This window comes from Facivitalis istanbulensis, from assembly GCF_040560405.1.
Taxonomy (GTDB): domain Bacteria; phylum Pseudomonadota; class Alphaproteobacteria; order Sphingomonadales; family Sphingomonadaceae; genus Sphingomonas; species Sphingomonas istanbulensis.
On sequence record NZ_JAVSCQ010000006.1, the window covers coordinates 121328 to 138846 of the forward strand.

At 66.9% G+C, this 17519-nt stretch carries 15 protein-coding genes and 1 pseudogene; 11 read left to right on the forward strand and 5 right to left on the reverse strand.

Going from position 1 to position 17519, the window contains the following annotated elements:
• The first annotated feature begins 20 nt into the window (after positions 1-20).
• From fabZ to RN629_RS06230, 4 genes are all read left to right on the forward strand, one after another.
• Positions 21-473, forward strand: coding sequence for a 3-hydroxyacyl-ACP dehydratase FabZ (gene fabZ / locus RN629_RS06215; protein ID WP_407034423.1), 453 nt, complete (start codon positions 21-23; stop codon positions 471-473).
• Between the two features lie 99 nt (positions 474-572).
• Positions 573-803 carry a 50S ribosomal protein L31 gene (rpmE, locus tag RN629_RS06220; RefSeq protein WP_042487709.1) on the forward strand — a complete coding sequence of 77 codons (231 nt, stop codon included), beginning with the start codon at positions 573-575 and terminating at the stop codon, positions 801-803.
• Positions 804-947: 144 nt separating this feature from the next.
• Positions 948-1253 (forward strand): PilZ domain-containing protein, encoded by a 306-nt coding sequence (locus tag RN629_RS06225; RefSeq protein WP_407034401.1) that lies wholly within the window; start codon positions 948-950, stop codon positions 1251-1253.
• A 103-nt stretch (positions 1254-1356) separates the two neighbouring features.
• Positions 1357-2739, forward strand: a complete 1383-nt coding sequence (locus RN629_RS06230) for an L-serine ammonia-lyase (RefSeq protein WP_407034424.1) — start codon at positions 1357-1359, stop codon at positions 2737-2739.
• A 123-nt stretch (positions 2740-2862) separates the two neighbouring features.
• Here RN629_RS06230 and RN629_RS06235 read toward each other — a convergent pair whose 3' ends face one another.
• From RN629_RS06235 to RN629_RS06250, 4 genes are all read right to left on the reverse strand, one after another.
• Positions 2863-4113: an NAD(P)/FAD-dependent oxidoreductase gene (locus RN629_RS06235; protein WP_407034402.1), complete on the reverse strand. Its 1251-nt coding sequence runs from the start codon at positions 4111-4113 to the stop codon at positions 2863-2865.
• Between the two features lie 184 nt (positions 4114-4297).
• Positions 4298-5695 carry an efflux transporter outer membrane subunit gene (locus RN629_RS06240; protein ID WP_407034403.1) on the reverse strand — a complete coding sequence of 466 codons (1398 nt, stop codon included), beginning with the start codon at positions 5693-5695 and terminating at the stop codon, positions 4298-4300.
• The gene (locus RN629_RS06245; protein ID WP_407034404.1) at positions 5692-6867 is read right to left on the reverse strand and encodes an HlyD family secretion protein; all 1176 of its coding nucleotides are present in this window, start codon (positions 6865-6867) and stop codon (positions 5692-5694) included. The genes RN629_RS06240 and RN629_RS06245 overlap by 4 nt, the downstream gene beginning before the upstream one ends.
• A 7-nt stretch (positions 6868-6874) precedes the next feature.
• Complete coding sequence (locus RN629_RS06250; RefSeq protein WP_407034405.1) at positions 6875-8548, reverse strand: MFS transporter; 1674 nt, start codon at positions 8546-8548, stop codon at positions 6875-6877.
• Between the two features lie 79 nt (positions 8549-8627).
• Between RN629_RS06250 and RN629_RS06255 the strand changes: the two genes are divergently transcribed.
• Both RN629_RS06255 and bktB read left to right on the forward strand, forming a co-directional pair.
• Entirely contained in the window at positions 8628-9176 is a 549-nt protein-coding gene (locus RN629_RS06255) for a TetR/AcrR family transcriptional regulator (protein WP_407034406.1), read from the forward strand.
• A gap of 185 nt (positions 9177-9361) precedes the next feature.
• Complete coding sequence (gene bktB, locus RN629_RS06260; protein WP_407034407.1) at positions 9362-10543, forward strand: beta-ketothiolase BktB; 1182 nt, start codon at positions 9362-9364, stop codon at positions 10541-10543.
• A gap of 45 nt (positions 10544-10588) precedes the next feature.
• On the opposite strand, the gene RN629_RS06265 is transcribed toward bktB, so the two are convergent.
• On the reverse strand, positions 10589-12004 hold the full coding sequence (locus RN629_RS06265) for a helix-turn-helix domain-containing protein (protein WP_407034408.1): 1416 nt from the start codon (positions 12002-12004) through the stop codon (positions 10589-10591).
• Positions 12005-12091: 87 nt separating this feature from the next.
• Here RN629_RS06265 and RN629_RS06270 point away from each other — a divergent pair, with 87 nt between their 5' ends.
• The 5 genes and pseudogenes from RN629_RS06270 to RN629_RS06290 form a co-directional block, all read left to right on the forward strand.
• Positions 12092-13618 (forward strand): acyl-CoA carboxylase subunit beta, encoded by a 1527-nt coding sequence (locus RN629_RS06270; protein ID WP_407034409.1) that lies wholly within the window; start codon positions 12092-12094, stop codon positions 13616-13618.
• Positions 13619-13681: 63 nt separating this feature from the next.
• A complete protein-coding gene (gene mce, locus RN629_RS06275) occupies positions 13682-14101 on the forward strand; it encodes a methylmalonyl-CoA epimerase (protein WP_407034410.1) in 420 nt (139 codons plus the stop codon).
• A gap of 8 nt (positions 14102-14109) precedes the next feature.
• On the forward strand, positions 14110-14868 hold the full coding sequence (locus RN629_RS06280; protein WP_407034425.1) for an enoyl-CoA hydratase-related protein: 759 nt from the start codon (positions 14110-14112) through the stop codon (positions 14866-14868).
• 84 nt (positions 14869-14952) lie between these two features.
• Positions 14953-17085, forward strand: coding sequence for a methylmalonyl-CoA mutase (gene scpA, locus RN629_RS06285; protein WP_407034411.1), 2133 nt, complete (start codon positions 14953-14955; stop codon positions 17083-17085).
• Between the two features lie 23 nt (positions 17086-17108).
• Positions 17109-17519, forward strand: a pseudogene (locus RN629_RS06290) (biotin synthase BioB); the annotation flags it as partial.

A 17519-nucleotide genomic window follows, 5' to 3' on the forward strand; every position in this document is an offset into this window, starting at 1 on the left:
CCGATGAAGTGAAGACCGTCATGGGCCCGCTGGACGTCACACGGGTCATGGCGGCACTGCCGCATCGTTATCCAATGCTGCTGGTCGATCGTGTCGAGGAGATCATCCTCGACACGTCGATCCGCGCGGTGAAGGCGGTGACGATCAACGAGGGCTTCTTCCAGGGGCATTTCCCCGGCCGTCCGATCATGCCGGGCGTGTTGATCGTCGAGGCGCTGGCGCAGGCCGCCGGTGTCCTGGCGGTGGAGAGCCTGGGCCTCGCCGGATCGGGCAAGCTCGTCTATTTCATGGCGATCGACGGGGCCAAGTTCCGCAAGCCCGTGGAACCCGGTGTCCTCCTCCATCTGGAGGTCGAATTCGTCCAGAAGCGGTCGAGCGTCTGCAAGTTCGCCGGCGTCGCCCGGATCGACGGCGTGGCGGTGGCGGAGGCGAACTTCACCGCAATGATCGCCGATCCGCCCAAGGCGGCCTGAGGCGATCAGCACGTTTTTGACTAACGGGGCGCGGTCCGCTATGGGCCGCGCCTTGAGCTTTCAGGCTGGTCGGAACCAGCCATTTTCCGGAGCAATATCATGAAGACCGACACGCACCCCGACTATCACATGATCAAGGTGCAGATGACCGACGGCACCGTGTTCGAGACCCGCTCGACCTGGGGCAAGGAAGGCGACACGATGCAGTTGGACATCGATCCTCTGGCGCACCCGGCCTGGACCGGCGGCCGTGGCACCATGCTCGACACGGGCGGTCAGGTTGCGCGCTTCAACAAGCGCTTCGGTGGCGGTCTCACGCTCCGCAAGTAATCGTCCTTCTCCGCCGTTGATGGCGGGACGATCGCGACAGGACCCGGTACCTTCCATGGGGAGGTGCCGGGTTTTTTGCGTGGAAAGGCGGCGGTGGGGTTTCTGGTTTGCGATGCGTTAACCAGCGCCGGATAGCATATCCCCATGTTCGCCGCAGAATTTGAACCCGCCGAAATTCCGACTCGTCGAGCCGCGCGTGCTGCGGATTCGGAGTATGATCAAGGCGGTCTCGCCCGCGCGCTGTGTCGCGTCCTCGATATCTCGCTGCACGGGGTGCGGCTACAGACGTACACGGCGCTGCACCGGGGGATGAATATCTGGCTGCGGCTGCCGCAGGTGGGGCAGGTGTCGGCACGGGTCGTCTGGGCGGATGATTTCGCGGCGGGATGCCAGTTCCAGGAGCCGCTGGCGCGCGAGGATTTCGAGCATCTTGCCCCGCTGACCGCCTGAGGTCGCGCGCGCCGACACAGTGGCTGGCACGGGTGAAGCGATTCGATTAGGCACGGGGAAAGCCGTTGCCATTGGAACGATCGTGACCCTGCCTGTTACTCCTATGTCCAGCCTCGCGCGCGGCGATGACAGTATTGCCGCGGTCAGCGTCACCGAATTGTTCACGATCGGCATTGGCCCGTCCAGTTCGCACACCGTCGGTCCGATGCGCGCGGCCAAGGCCTTTGCCGTCGAGATGCTCGATACCGGGCTGATCCCGGAGCGGGTCCAGGCCGAGTTGTTCGGGTCGCTGTCGCTGACGGGGCGCGGCCATCACAGCGATCGTGCGGTGCTGCTGGGCCTGGCGGGCGAGACGCCCGAGACGATCGATCCCGATGCGATCGAGGCGATATTGGCGGCGATCGCGCAGACCGGGCGCCTCGCGCTCGACGCGCGGCATGATCTGGCCTTCGATATCGAGGCGGACCTGCTGTTCCGCCCGAGTTTCCTGCCTGCGCATCCCAATGGCATGGTCTTTACCGCCTTCTTGCCCGATGGCAGCACTGTTGTGCGTCGTTTCTATTCGATCGGTGGCGGCGTGATCCGCATGGAAGGGGCGGAGCAGAGCGGGACCAACCGGCGGCTGGCGCACCCTTTCGGGTCCGGTGCGGAATTGCTCGAACGCACGACCGAGACGGGCCTGTCCATCGCCCAGCTCGTCCGCGCGAACGAGGCGGCCTGGCGCGAGGATGGCGAAACGGATGCCTTTCTCGACCGCGTGCGCGATGCGATGGTCGGCGCGATCGAGCGGGGCTGCTCGGCCTCCGGCATCCTGCCGGGCGGGCTGAAGGTGCAGCGGCGGGCGCAGGCGATCAAGCAGAAGCTGCTCGACCGGGGACCACGCACCGACCCCAGCCTGGTGTTCGAATGGGTCAGCCTCTGGGCGCTGGCGGTCAATGAGGAGAATGCCGCCGGCGGCCGGGTCGTCACCGCACCGACCAATGGCGCGGCGGGCGTGATCCCGGCGGTGCTGCGCTATTACGAGGCGTTCGTCCATGGTGCGACGCGCGACGGCGTGCGGACCTTGCTGTTGACGGCTGCGGCGGTCGGGATGCTCTACAAGAAGCGCGCCTCCATCTCGGCGGCGGAAATGGGATGCCAGGGCGAGGTCGGCGTCGCCTGTTCCATGGCGGCGGCGGGGCTGGCGGCGGCGCTGGGCGGCTCACCCCAGCAGGTGGAGAATGCCGCCGAGATCGGGATGGAGCATAATCTGGGCCTGACCTGCGATCCGATCGGCGGGCTGGTGCAGATTCCGTGTATCGAGCGCAACACCATGGGGGCGATCAAGGCGATCAACGCGGCCTATCTCGCGCTGCACGGCGATGGACGACATATCGTCAGCCTGGACCAGGTGATCGAAACGATGCGCCAGACCGGCGAGGATATGAAGTCTCAGTATAAGGAGACGAGCCTGGGCGGCCTGGCGGTCAACGTCGTCGAGTGTTGATCGCCATGCCGTGACCGGGCGGGCGACCGGATGATCGGCCTTGTCGTCGCGAACCGCCCCCGGTCTTTGCCGGGGGGTACAGTCCGATCATGGGGGCAGTGTCGCTGTCGCCGCGTGGCGGCGTCAGCCCAGATCTTTCAGCGGGCGTGTCGTATCGGCGATGTCCGCGGGTGACGCCTCTACGCCGTTCGACACGAGGGCGCGGCCCTGGACATAATCCTTGACCGCGTTGACCGCATCGATCGCGATCACGCGGCCATCGCGCAGATAGACGACCGAGAAGGCGCGGCTAGCCGGATCGCCGCGCAGCACCGCCGTGTCGAAGCCGGTAGACAGCCCGACCGTCTGCAGTTTCAGGTCATATTGGTTCGACCAGAACCACGGGACGGCATCATAGGACGCCTCGCGCCCGACGATCGTCCGCGCCGCCACGACGGCCTGATCATTGGCATTCTGGACCGACTCCAGGCGGATCACCCCGCCCGAGGCGAAGCGATTGGCATGGGCGGCGCAATCGCCGATGGCATAGATATGAGGCAGGCTGGTGCGGCATTGCGCATCGACCATCACGCCGTTGCCAACTTCGGCGCCCGCCTCCGCCAGCGGTTCGATCGCGGGGATGATGCCGATCCCGACGATCACGATGTCGGCGGGAAGGATCTCATCATCGGCCAGCCGCACGCCACGGACGCTGTCATCGCCCTCGATGCACGACACGCCCGATGCCAGCAGAAGCCGGACCCCGTGCGCGCGATGCTCCTGCTCATAGAAGCGGGACAAGGCCTCACCGGCGACACGTGCCAGCACCCGGTCGAGCGTTTCGACCAGCGTCACGGCCTTGCCGAACTTGACCAGCGCCGAGGCGGCTTCCAGCCCGATATAGCCGCCACCGATCACCACGATCCGTTCGGCATGGGAGAGTTCGCCCAGCAGCCGGTCGACATCGGCGCGGGTGCGGATCGCATGGACACCGCGCAGATGGTGCCCGTCGCAGCTCAGGCGGCGCGGCTCGCCGCCGGTCGCCCAGATCAGCTCGCCATAGCCGACCTGTCGCCCGGTATCGGTGTTCAGCGTTCGCGCTGTCGCGTCCACCTTGACCACCCGCTCGCCCAGGATGAACGCAATGTCGCGCTCGGCCCAGAAGGTGGCGGGACGGATCAACAGCCGATCAAAGACCTTGTCTCCGCTCAGATAGTCCTTCGACAGGGGCGGGCGTTCATAGGGCAGTTCGGGCTCCGCGCCGATGATCGCGATCGTCCCGGCGAACTTCTCCTGGCGCAAGGCGATCGCCGCCTGCGCGCCGGCATGGCCGCCACCGACGATCACGACATCATAATGGGCCGGGGTTAGGGGATCGACGGCTTCGTCACGCATGCGTCATCCCCTTATGCGGCGATTGGGGAGCGTCGGCCCTCCTGCGCGGCGACGGGATCGGGGATGAGCGTCTGTGGATCATTGCCAACCTTCCTGATGTGGCCCGCCGAACGGGGGCCGCGCATGCGGTGTCATGCGCCAAGCCTATCGATCGCGATCGGTCGTGGAAAGAGCGACCGGGACATTATCGTTCATGGCTGGCCGATGCGGCGGTGTCCCAACCGCCGCCAAGCGCGGCCCACAGGCGGATCATTGCGTTGAGCTGCTGCTCGCGGACACCGATGGCGTTCAGCTCGACCGAGAACAGATTCCGCTGCGCATCCAGTTCGTCGAGATATGAGGCATAGCCGCCCCGGAACCGATCATGGGCGAATACGAGCGAGCGTTGCAGGATGGCGCGGCGCGCAAGCGCGCGGTCGATCTGCTCGCGCAGCCGTCGCTCGCTGGTCAGCGCGTTTTCCACCTCGCCGAACGCGCGGAGCGTCGTGTCGCGATAGGCGAGCGCGGCCTGGTCGCGCTGCGCATTGGCCTGATCGAGCCGGGCGGTCAGGCGGCCACCCTGGAACAGCGGAGCGAGGACACTCGCGCCCAGGCTCCAGATCGACACCGGATCATAGTTCAGCTTGTCGACGAACAGCGCGCCACCCGATGCCGACAGGGTGACATCGGGCAGGAACTCCGCCCGGCGTGACGCGATGACGCGGTCCGCCGCCGCCAGCCGCGCTTCGGCGGCGGCAATGTCGGGACGCCGTCGCATCAGGTCCGATGGCAGCAGCGAGGGGACGGGCGGCACCGCGAGCGCGATCAGCGTGCCGCGCGCGACCGGGCCGGGCAGATCGCCGGTCAGCAGGCGCAGCCCGTTTTCCTGCAACCGCCGGGCCTGCTCCAACTGCGGGATCGCCTGCGCTACCGCCTCATATTCCGATTGCGCCTGGGTCAGTTCCAGCTGCGAACTATAGCCCAGATCGGCGCGGTCTTGCGCGATGCGGCGCGCCTCGGTCCGCGACGCCAATGTCTGGCGGGTCACCGCCAGTTGGGCATCGATCGACAGCAGCGTGACATAGGCTTGCGCGGTCGCGGCGGCGATCGACAGGCGCACGGCGTCGCGGTCGGCGACGCTCGCGACATAGGCGGCTCGCGCGGAGTCGTTCAGCGCCCGCAGCCGCCCGAACAGGTCCAGCGTCCAGTTCGCGCCCAGTTGGGGACGAAGGGCGAAGACTTCGGTGGGTTGCCCGGTCACCTGGCTGAGCGAGCGGTCATAGGCGGCGCCCCCGCTCGCGTTCAGTGTCGGGCGGCGCGCGGCTCCGGCGAGCCGAAGTTGCGCCTCGGCCTCGTCGATGCGCGCGGCGGCGATCAGCACGTTGGAATTGTTCGCCAGCGCGCGCTCGATGGTGGCCGCCAGCGCCGGGTCGCCGAACTGCCGCCACCAGTCCGCCGAGACCGGCACGGCCCCGGCGGGTACCGTTTCGCGCCAATCCTGCGGCGCGGCGACGCTGGCTTGCGCCGGGGGAGGGCGATGCGCGGGCACGCAACCCGCAAGCAGGGCCAGCGCGCTCGCGGCGAACAGCGACCGGGCGATCATCGCGTCGCCCCGGGCGAAGGCGATGCCGCCGTATCGACGCTCGCCACCACCGACATGCCGGGGCGCAACCGCTGGGCCATCGGCTGACCGGGATCGATGCGGATGCGCACGGTGAGCCGCTGGACGATCTTGGTGAAGTTGCCGCTGGCATTGTCGGGCCGCAGCACGCTGAATTCCGATCCGGTCGCGGGCGCCAGTTCCTCGACCCGGCCGGTCAGCCGGGCTCCGTCGAGCGCGTCGACGGTGAAGCTGGCGGGCTGGCCCAGCCGCATCCGCGCGGTCTGCGTCTCCTTGTAATTGGCGACGACCCATAATTGATCGGGGACGAGGAACATCAGCTGCGACCCGGCCTGGACATATTGGCCGACACGGACCGAGGCTTCGCTGATCTGCCCGTCGCGCGGCGCGCGGATCACGGTGTTGGCAAGGTTGATGCGCGCGAGATCGACCTGCGCCTGCGCCTGGGCGACGCGGCCTTCCAGCGATTCGCGCGACACCCGGGTCGCCAGGATCGTCTGGCGTTGCCCCTCGAGCGCGGCCTGCGCGCGTTCGATCGACGCGGCCGAGGCCCGTTCGGTCGCCAGCACCTGGTCGCGTTCACGCACGCTCACCGACCCGCGCGAGGCCAGTTCGCTGACACGGGCGATGTCCGCTTGCGCGCGCGCGCGCTCCGCCCCCGCCTGGGCCAGATCGGCCTGGCGGGTGCGCAGCATGGCCTCGTTCTGCGCCAGCGTCTGCGACCAGTTCGCCAGATCGGCTTTGGCGATCCGAAGCTGGGCGAGCGCGGCGTCGAGCTGCTGGCGATAGATGCGGTCGTCGATGCGCAACAGCACCTGACCGCGCCGGACATGCGCGAAATCGCGTGCGTCCGCCTCGACGACATAGCCCGCCACCTGGGGCGCCATCGCGGTGATCTGGCCCCGGACATAGGCGTTTTCGGTCGTGACCATCGGGCTGGTGAACGGCCATAGCCGCCATGCGTAGAGGATGAGCAGGACGCCGGCGACGAACACCGCGGCCATGATGGCGATCGTGCGGCGGCTCGTCTTGATCCTCTTGGGCGGGGAGGGATCCGGGACACCGGCGTCGGTGGCCGGGTCCTGTTCGGTCAGGCTCTGTTCCGACGCGGCGGACGGTGCCGCCATGTCGCGGTTCGGGGCGGTATCGGTCATCGGGATCTCACATCGAAGAACTGGCGGCCGCGGCTGCGGCGGATCGCGGGGCGTTGCGGGCGGCCCGCATCAGAAGGCCGACACGCCACAGACCCCATAGGAGGAAGGCGAACGCGATCATCGCGTTCAGCCGGAAGATGTCGTTATAGGCGCGGACATGGGCCTCGCGTGTCGAGATCTGCTGCAACAGCGCGGTGCCCTGCGCGCTGCCCAGCACCGGATCGGTGACGCGCGCGGCGAAGACCCGGCGTTGCATGGCCAGACGCTGCGCGACGATCGGATCGGACGGATCGACATGGCTGGTCATCTGGCCCGAATATTCATGCTGCCGATATTGCTGGATCGTCCCATAGAGCGCCGGGCCGAGCAGGCCGCCGCCGGTCTGCGTCATGGTGAACAGGATCACGAAGGTGATGATGTGATCGGGGCCGCGCTTCATGGCGGCCATGATGCCGTTCAGGATCAGCGGCGCCATCACCAGCGCACCGGCCACCGCGACCATGAACTGGCTGACCATCATCGTGTTCGGGCGCGTGTCGCTGGTCGCGTCGCTGTCGATCAGGCTGGCGACGAGGACGAGGACGACCGAGGCGATGGCCATCGGCATCATCGTCTTCGGCCCGAAGGTCGAGGCCCCGATCGCGATCCCGGTCAGGACGCCGGCGATGATGACCAGATAGAACAGGCCGAACTGATCCGGCCCCAGGCCCAGGGTCCGCAGCAGGCCGACGGCCGCGAAGCTCTGTTCGGACAGGATCAGGCGAAAGGCGAGCGCCGCGATCACGAAGCGCGCCACCTCGGCCGTGCCGATCCAGCGTGTCTGGATCAACGGGTTGGCGCGATGATGTTCGATGAAAAAGGCCACGAACAACAAGGCCATGGCGGCGATCAGCGCCCATGCCATCCAGGGCTGCTCGCTCCACCATTGCAAACGGCCCTGCGACAGGACGCCCGCGATCAGTCCGAAGGCGGGGGCGACCAGCATGAAGGTGAGGAAATCGGTGCGCTCGAACGTCTTGATGCGGATGCCGGGCGGCAGCTTCAGCGAGACCACCGCCGCCAGCGTGCACAGGGCGAGCGCGAATTCGAACAGATACAGCGTCTGCCAGTTGCCGAGGTCGAGCAGGGCGGGCGACAACAGCCAGGCGATGGGTAGTGCCAATTGCGTCAGGCCAAAGGCCACGACGATCGAATTGCCGAGCAGGCGCTTGGGAAAACCCTGCATGACATAGTAAAAGCCCAGCGAGCTGAGCGGCGCGCCGACGAACCCCGCGACGCCGCGCACGAGCAGCGCCGTCTGATAATCGTTGATGACCAGGTGCAGCGCCGTCACCGCCAGATAGGCGAGCAGCGCGGCCTCCGCGAAATGGCGGATGCCGAATTGCTGACGCGCCTTGAACAGGACCAGATTGGCCGACAGGTTGACCATGACATAGACGGCGGGCAGCCACGCGCCCTCGACCGGCGTGAGGCCCAGCGTGCCCTGGATCTGGGGAAGATTGGCGGTCACCAGCGCGGTGCCCAGCCCGCTGGTGATCGTGATCAAGACCCCGATCGTCAGATACGCCACGCGCAAGGCGGGCGAATGGCGCACCGATGCGGGCGAGCCCGGGATCATCGGAACCTCGTCCGGGTGCCAGTCGGGCGTGCGCTCCAGGATGATGGGCGGTGGTCGCGACATGGACGGGGGCATTGAAACGGCCTATTGTTAAGCGGACATTGAGTGTCCGGTTTAGCGTTGAAGATCGAGCGAGGCAAGAATGCGAAAGGACGCGCAGGTACGGCGCGATCGGCTCATTGCGGCGGCCGCCGACCTGTTCGAGCAGCATGGATATGGCGTGGCGCTGGAGGGAATAGCGGAACGCGCGGGCGTCGGCCGGGGAACGCTGTACCGCAACTTCGCCGATCGCAATGCGATCATCGTGGCGGTGCTGGAAACGCGCCTCGACGAACTGTCGTCGTTCGTCCGGGACAATGCGGGCAGTCCCACCCTGTTCGCGGATTTCATGCGGCGTCAGCGGGTCGTGACGGCATTCCATGCCAAGGCCCTTGTCGGAGCGGAGAGCGATCTGCTGGACGAAGTCGTCGCCTCGCTACGCGGTCGCGCCGACGCGTTGCTGGGCGCCGTGCTGGCGCAGGCGATCGCGGCGGGCAGCGTCGCGGCCAGCGTCACGGTCGCGGACATGCGGCTCGTCAACAGGATGCTGATCGCGGCGGCCACCATGCCGGGATTTGAGGAGAATGATGCGCTGGAGCGGGCGTTGGCGATCATAATGGCAGGGTTGAGGCGCCAGGACGATGGTGATTGAGTTCCGTCGTGGTCCCGTGTCTTCTGCCAACCGAAGATATACTGATCATCGGCGTAAGAGACCGTTTCGGATCTTAGGGGCGCGCGCGCGGGCACTGGCCCTCTGCAGGGCAAAGACGCCCGATTTCATGCTGCATTGCGTCAAGAACCGCGATATGGCTGCGGAAAATGGAGAGGAGCCGGAATATGGAAGCGGTATTCATCGTCTCGGGCATTCGCACGGCCATTGGCGATTTCGGTGGAAGCCTGAAGAACTCGCCCCCGGCGGAACTGGGCGCCAAGGTCATGGCGGAGGCGATCGCGCGCTCCGGCTTCCAGGTGGGCGACGTCCAGCATGTTTTCATGGGGCAGGTGATCCCCACCATGCCCAAGGACGCCTATGTGGCGCGGGTATCCGCGGTGAATGCGGGGGTGCCGGTGAGCGCGCCGGCGCTGACGCTCAATCGTCTGTGCGGTTCCGGTTTGCAGGCCGTTATCTCGGCGGCGCAGACGATCGCGCTGGGCGAGGCCGAGGTCGCCGTGGCGGCCGGTGCGGAGGTCATGAGCCGGTCGCCTCACCATGTCGCGGCGGCGCGATTTGGCCAGAAGATGGGGCCGATCACCATGGCCGACGCGATGATCGAAACGCTGAGCGACCCGTTCGACGGCAGCCATATGGGGGTGACGGCCGAGACTATCGCGGCGGAATATGGCATCGGTCGCGATCGTCAGGACGCGCTGGCGGTGGAAAGCCATGCGCGGGCGGCACGGGCGCAGGCCGAGGGGCGCTTCGCGGAGCAGATCCTGCCAATTGCGGTGAAGGAGGGGCGGCAGACGCGCATGTTCGCGGTGGATGAGCATGTGCGCGACGATGTCACCCTGGAAAGCCTGGCTGGCCTGCGTGCGGCATTCCAGAAGGATGGCTCGGTGACGGCGGGCAATTCGAGTTCCCTCAATGACGGCGCGGCGGCGCTGGTGCTCGCATCGGCGTCTGCGGTGGAACGACAGGGTATCACCCCGATGGCCCGCATCCTGGGATGGGGCCATGCCGGCGTCGAGCCGCGCGTCATGGGCGTGGGCCCGGTTGCCGCCGTTCCGATCGCGCTGGAGCGAGCAGGCGTCACGCTCGACCAGATCGACGTCATCGAATCGAACGAGGCGTTCGCCGCACAGGCTTGCGCCGTCGCCGATCGGCTTGGCTTCGACCCGGCCAAGGTCAATCCGAATGGATCGGGCATCTCTCTTGGGCATCCGATCGGCGCGACCGGTGCGATCCTGCTCGTGAAGCTCATCTACGAGTTGCGGCGGATCGGCGGACGCTATGGCCTGGCGACCATGTGCATCGGTGGTGGGCAGGGTATCGCCATGGTGATCGAGCGCGTGGAGTAAAGCGGCGTCGCTTGCCGGATCCGATGCCGGACCCCGCCGCGTGGATCATTTGATTTCGTAGGGGATCACTCCACGGGCATCCAGGTCCAGCTCGATCCGGGCGGCGGCGGGGGGGAAAGCGCGCTGGTTGCAATCCGGGCGGGGACAGATGCGGCAGGAACTGCCCAACTGCGTCGCCGGTGAGCCGGCGGCGATGTCGTCCGAATAGACGAACTGGTCGGCGTGCCGTTCTTCCCAGCCCAGCGCGACCGCATAGCGGCGCGGTGTCCGCCGATAGGCGCCGGACGGTTTCACCAGCCCCTTCGCCATCGAGACGTAGCGCACGCCATCGGGGGTTTCGCCAAGCTGCACCAGGATCCGGTCGGGCACCGCGACGGCTTCGTGGACGATCCATAGCGGACACGCGCCGCCATAGCGCGCGAATTGCAGGGACGTGGCGGAGTGGCGCTTGGTGATGTTGCCCGCCATGTCCACCCGACAGAAGAAGACGGGGGCCCCGGCGGCGCCCGGTCGTTGCAGCGTCGACAGCCGGTGGCAGGTCTGCTCGAAGCTCGTGCCAAAGCTCCGTCGCAATCGATCGACATCGTGGCGGCTGGCGCGGGCCTCGTCGCGGAATGCCGCATAGGGCATCAGAATGGCGCCGGCCGCATAATTGGCGAGCCCCGCGCTCAAGAGGCTGCGGCCATCGGAGGTCGCCTGCCCTTCAAAGGCGATCTCCGATATCTGTTCGGCGAATTCGAGCCGACCGAGTTGATAGGCCAGTGAAAACAGCGTGGTTTCCGCCGCTTGGCCATTGTCCAGCCGAAGAATTCGGCGCACCGCGTCATAGTCGCGCAGCACATGCCCGTCGGTCGAACCTTCCAGCGAACAGGTGTCCACCCGCACGCCGAAGCTGTCGAACAGCCGGCGTTCGATCCGCTCCCTCGGATCTCCGGACCCAAGCTCGGACGCCAGCACCTCCGCCCGCCGGTCGATCCCGTCGACATAATTCTCATGCACCTGAAACCAGTCGCGGACTTCTTCCCAGGGCAGGCGGACGCCCCTGGCGTTGCTCTCGACCGTCTCGTCCAGAATGCGCAGTTGTTCGAGCGTCCGGCGATGCGCGCGATAGACGCTGAGCAGGCGCTGCGCGACGAGGGGCTGCTGGCGGACCAGCTTTTCCAGTTCGCGACGATCATCGATGGTCTGCGGCATGCTGGTGTCGGTCGAGGCCTCGATCAGGCCCATCAGGAGCTTGGCCCCTTCATCGGGGTCGATCCCGTTCCAGTCCGACGGGTAATGCTCGGCGATGGCGGCGAGGACCGAGGCGGTCAGGGGCCGGTCGCCACTCTCGATCTGTGACAGATAGCTGATGGAGAGCCGGAGTTCGGCCGCCATCGCGGCCTGGCTGATGCCGAGCCGCCGCCGCAATTCCCGCACCCGATGGCCCGCGAAATGGCTCCGCGCGACGTGTCCCGACATGGCTTGTGAACATTCCACAACTTCGTTTGCAAAACCACAGTTGCATGACGTGCCGGTTGCCGCAAGATCGGGGCGATTGGAAAAGCCATGTCATCCACGATACAGAATCTCGAAAACCTGCGCCGTGCCGCCCGACTTGGCGGCGGCGAGACGCGCGTCGCGGCGCAACATGCCAAGGGCAAGCTGACCGCGCGCGAGCGGCTGGACGTGCTGCTCGACGAAGACAGCTTCGAGGAACTCGACATGTTCGTCGAGCATAACTGCACCGATTTCGGCATGACCGAGCAGGTCGTGCCCGGCGACGGGGTGGTGACGGGCTCGGGCACGATCAACGGCCGGCTGGTCTTCGTGTTCAGCCAGGACTTCACTGTCTTTGGCGGATCGCTGTCCGAGCGGCATGCCCAGAAGATCTGCAAGATCATGGACATGGCGATGAAGGTCGGCGCGCCGGTGATCGGCCTGAACGATTCGGGCGGCGCGCGCATCCAGGAAGGCGTGGCGTCGCTGGGCGGCTATGCCGAGGTGTTTCAGCGCAATGTGCTGGCGTCGGGCGTGGTGCCGCAGCTCAGCCTTATCATGGGGCCGTGCGCGGGCGGCGCGGTCTATAGCCCGGCCATGACCGACTTCATCTTCATGGTGAAGGATTCGAGCTATATGTTCGTCACCGGTCCGGACGTGGTGAAGACGGTGACGAACGAGGTCGTGACGCAGGAGGCGCTGGGCGGTGCGGTGACGCACACGACCAGGACCGGCGTGGCGGACGTGGCGTTCGAGGATGATATCGAGGCGCTGCTGGCGGCGCGCGACTTCATCGACTTCCTGCCGGCCAACAATCGCGAGGGCGTGCCCGAGCGTCCGACCGCGGACGCCTGGGACCGGCGCGAGGACAGCCTCGACACGTTGATCCCGGCCAGCGCCAACCAGCCCTATGACATGCACGAGCTCATCACCAAGGTGGTGGACGAAGGCGATTTCTTCGAGGTGCAGCCCGCGCATGGGGGCAATATCATCACCGGCTTCGGCCGGATCGAGGGGCGCACGGTCGGCTTCGTCGCGAACCAGCCGATGGTGCTCGCCGGGGTGCTGGACATCAATGCCAGCCGGAAAGCCGCGCGGTTCGTGCGCTTCTGCGATGCGTTCGAGATTCCGATCGTGACCTTTGTCGACGTGCCCGGCTTCCTGCCCGGCACCGCGCAGGAGCATAACGGCATCATCAAGCATGGCGCCAAGCTGCTCTTCGCCTATGCCGAGGCGACGGTGCCCAAGATCACGGTCATTACCCGCAAGGCCTATGGCGGGGCCTATGACGTGATGGCATCGAAGCATCTGCGCGGCGATCTCAATTATGCCTGGCCGACGGCCGAGATCGCGGTGATGGGGGCCAAGGGCGCGGTCGAGATCATCTTCCGCGGCCGGACGCCCGAGGAGATTGCCGAGCGGACGGCGGAATATGAAGCACGCTTCGCCAATCCCTTCGTGGCGGCGAGCAAGGGCTTTATCGACGAGGTGATCCAGCCGCATTCGACCCGCCGCCGCATCGCGCTGGGCTTGCGCAAGCTGCGCAACAAGGATCTCGCCAACCCGTGGAAGAAGCATGACAACCTGCCGCTTTGAGCGTGTCGCGGGACGGCGGGAAACGGGCGCTTGCCCCGTATCGGTCGGCCGAGGGAGCATCGCATGACGCTTGGACGTCTCAACCATGTCGGCATCGCCACGCCCTCGATCGATAAGACGGTCGAGACCTATCGCCATCTGCTTGGCGCGGAGGCGATCGGGGCGCCGTTCGACCTGCCGCCGCAGGGCGTGCGCGTGTGCTTCATCGACGCACCCAATGCGCAGATCGAACTGATCCAGCCGCTGGACGAAACCTCACCCATCGCCAATTTCCTCAGGAAGAATCCGGCGGGTGGCCAGCATCATCTGTGTTTCGAGGTCGCGGATATGGCCGCTGCCATCGCCGGACTGCAGGCCAAGGGCGCGACCTTGCTGGGCGATCCCCGGATCGGCGCGCACGGGACGCCGGTGGTGTTCCTCCACCCGCGCGACATGGGCGGGGTGCTGGTCGAATTGATGGAAATGCCGGGAGAGGGCCATTGAGCGAGGCGATGCTGCGCGCCGAGCGACGGGGCAATGTGCTGGTCCTGACGCTGGACCGACCCGAGCGGCTGAACGCGGCGCCGCCCGAGCTGTTCGATCGGATCGGCGAGGCGCTGGCGGAACGGGACGATGCCCGTGCGGTCCTGCTGGCGGGAGAGGGCCGTGCCTTTTGCTCTGGCGCGGATATTTCGGGCGCGGATGTCGGGCCCGAGACGGTGCGCCGTGCGCTGGTCGATCATTTCAACCCGCTGTTCCTGATGCTGGCCGAGCTGCCCATTCCGGTGGTCAGCGCGGTACGCGGCGCGGCGGCGGGGATTGGATGCAGCCTGGCGCTGGCCGCCGATTTCTGCGTGGCGAGCGAGAATGCCTATTTCCTCCACGCCTTCGTCAATATCGGCATGGTCCCGGATGGCGGGGCAAGCTGGATGCTCCCGCGCCTGATCGGCCGCGCCCGCGCCGCGGAGATGATGTTGCTGGGCGAGCGGGTTCCGGCGGGCCGCGCGCTCGATTGGGGCATGATCCACAAGGTCGTCGCCGATGAGGCCCTCGACGCCGAGGCCCTTGCGCTTGCCGAGCGGCTGGCGGCGGGGCCAAGCGTGGCGCTGGGGCTGATGCGCCGGGCGCTTCATGCGGGGTTGGAGGGCGATTACGCCACGGCCCTGTCGCGCGAGGCGGAGGACCAGCGCGCCGCGCGGGCGACGCAGGATGGCGAGGAAGGCGGCAGGGCTTTTTTTGAAAAGCGCCCGCCGCGTTTCCAGGGGCGCTGAACGACAGCGCGTATGGGCGAATGACGATTTCGCCCTGTCGAACGCGATGCGCGACGCGCGCAAGATGTGGATGAGGAGTGGTGGATGGCCGAGCGCCCTGACATGGCCGATTGGGAGAAGTTGGCCGCCAAGGAGGTGAAGGGGCGTGATCTGATCTGGCGGACGCCGGAGGGGATCGCGGTCAAGCCGCTCTATACGGCGGCGGATGTCGCGGTGGACCCCGGCCTGCCCGGCTTCGCGCCGTTCACGCGCGGCGTGCGGGCGAGCATGTATGCGGGACGGCCATGGACCATCCGGCAATATGCGGGTTTTTCGACCGCCGAGGAGTCCAACGCCTTTTACCGTCGCAACCTGGCGGCGGGGCAGAAGGGGCTGTCGGTCGCCTTCGACCTGGCGACGCATCGGGGCTATGACAGCGACCATCCGCGCGTGACGGGCGACGTCGGCAAGGCCGGCGTGGCGATCGACACCGTCGAGGACATGAAGATCCTGTTCGACGGCATTCCGCTCGATGCGATGTCGGTCAGCATGACGATGAACGGCGCGGTGATCCCGATCCTGGCGTTCTTCATCGTCGCCGCCGAGGAGCAGGGGGTTCACCGCTCCAAGCTGGAAGGGACGATCCAGAACGACATCCTGAAGGAGTTCATGGTCCGCAACACCTATATCTATCCCCCTGAGCCGAGCATGCGGATCATCTCGGACATCTTCGCCTATACCTCCGCCGAGATGCCCAAGTTCAACAGCATCTCGATCAGCGGCTATCACATGCAGGAGGCGGGAGCGACGCAGCTCCAGGAACTGGCCTTCACCATCGCCGACGGCATGGAATATGTGAAATACGGCGTGGCGAGCGGGCTCGACATCGACGCGTTCGCCGGGCGCCTGTCCTTCTTCTTCGCGATCGGCATGAACTTCTTCATGGAGGTGGCGAAGCTGCGCGCGGCGCGGGTGTTGTGGCACCGGGCGATGACGCAATTGGGGGCGAAGGACGAACGCTCCAAGATGCTGCGGACCCATTGCCAGACATCGGGCGTGTCGCTGACCGAGCAGGACCCGTATAACAACGTCATCCGCACCACGATCGAGGCGATGGCGGCGATGCTGGGCGGGACGCAAAGCCTGCATACCAATGCGCTCGATGAAGCGATCGCGCTGCCCACCGACTTCTCCGCCCGGATCGCGCGCAACACGCAGATCGTGATCCAGGAGGAAACGGGGATGACGAAGGTCGTCGATCCTCTGGGCGGCAGCTATTATGTCGAGAGCCTGACCCAGAGCCTGGTCGATGGCGCCTGGACGCTCATAGAGCGGATCGAGGCCGAGGGCGGCATGGCGAAGGCGGTCGCGGCGGGCTGGCCCAAGGCGATGATCGAGGAGGCGGCGGCCGCGCGTGCCGCCAAGGTCGACCGTGGCGAGGACGTCATCGTCGGGGTCAACAAATACCGGCTGGCCGACGAGGCGCCGGTGGAAATCCTCGACATCGACAATCATGCGGTGCGCGCCGGGCAGGTGGCGCGGATCGGCCGGGTCAAGGCCGCGCGCGACGAGGCACAGGCACGGGCGGCGCTCGATGCCCTGCGCGACGGCGCGCGTGGGAACGCCAACCTCCTCGCGCTGGCGGTGGAGGCGGCCCGCGCCCGCGCGACGCTCGGCGAAATCTCCGCCGCGCTGGAGGATGTGTTCGGGCGGTTCGGCACGCAGCCGAGCCCGGTATCGGGCGTCTATGGCGGGGCCTATGCCGAGGACGAGCGCTGGGCGCGGCTGTTGCGCGGGGTCGAGGCGGTGGAACGGCGCCTCGGCCGCAAGCCCCGGTTGTTCGTCGCCAAGATGGGGCAGGACGGCCATGACCGCGGGGCCAATCTGGTGTCGTCGATGTTCGGCGACCTGGGGTTCGAGGTGGTGCCGGGCCCGCTCTTCCAGACGCCGGAGGAAGCCGCGCGGCTGGCGCTCGCCCGGGACGTCGATGTCGTCGGCGCGTCGAGCCTGGCGGCGGGGCACAAGACCCTGATCCCCGAACTGATCGATCATCTGCGCGAGGCGGGCAGGGCGGATATCAAGGTGATCGCGGGTGGCGTTATCCCGTCGCAGGATTATCAGGCGCTGTATGATGCCGGGGTGCAGGCGATTTTCGGGCCTGGGACCAATCTTGTGAAGGCGGCCGCGGATGTGCTGAGGCTGCTGGGACATAATATGCCGCCCGAGGCGGACGCATGACAGGACGAGACGTGATGACGATGATGACCGCGCTTTCCCCGGCCGCACCGGGCCTGCGCACCGACTGGACCCGGGGGGAGGTTGCGGATCTGTTCGACCTGCCCTTCACCGAGTTGCTGTTCCGCGCGGCGACGGTCCACCGCGCACATCATGCGGCCGACGAGGTGCAGTTGTGCACGCTGTGTTCGATCAAGACCGGCGGCTGCCCGGAGGATTGCGGCTATTGCTCGCAAAGCGCGTCGGCGGACAGCGATGTGAAGGCCGAAAAGCTGATGGACGTGGAGGCCGTGCTGGCGGCGGCGGCGGCGGCCAAGGCGGCGGGCTCGCAGCGTTTCTGCATGGGTGCGGCGTGGCGCAGCCCGAAGGACCGCGACATGGACAGGGTCGTGGCGATGGTCGAGGGGGTGAAGGCCATGGGGCTGGAGACCTGCATG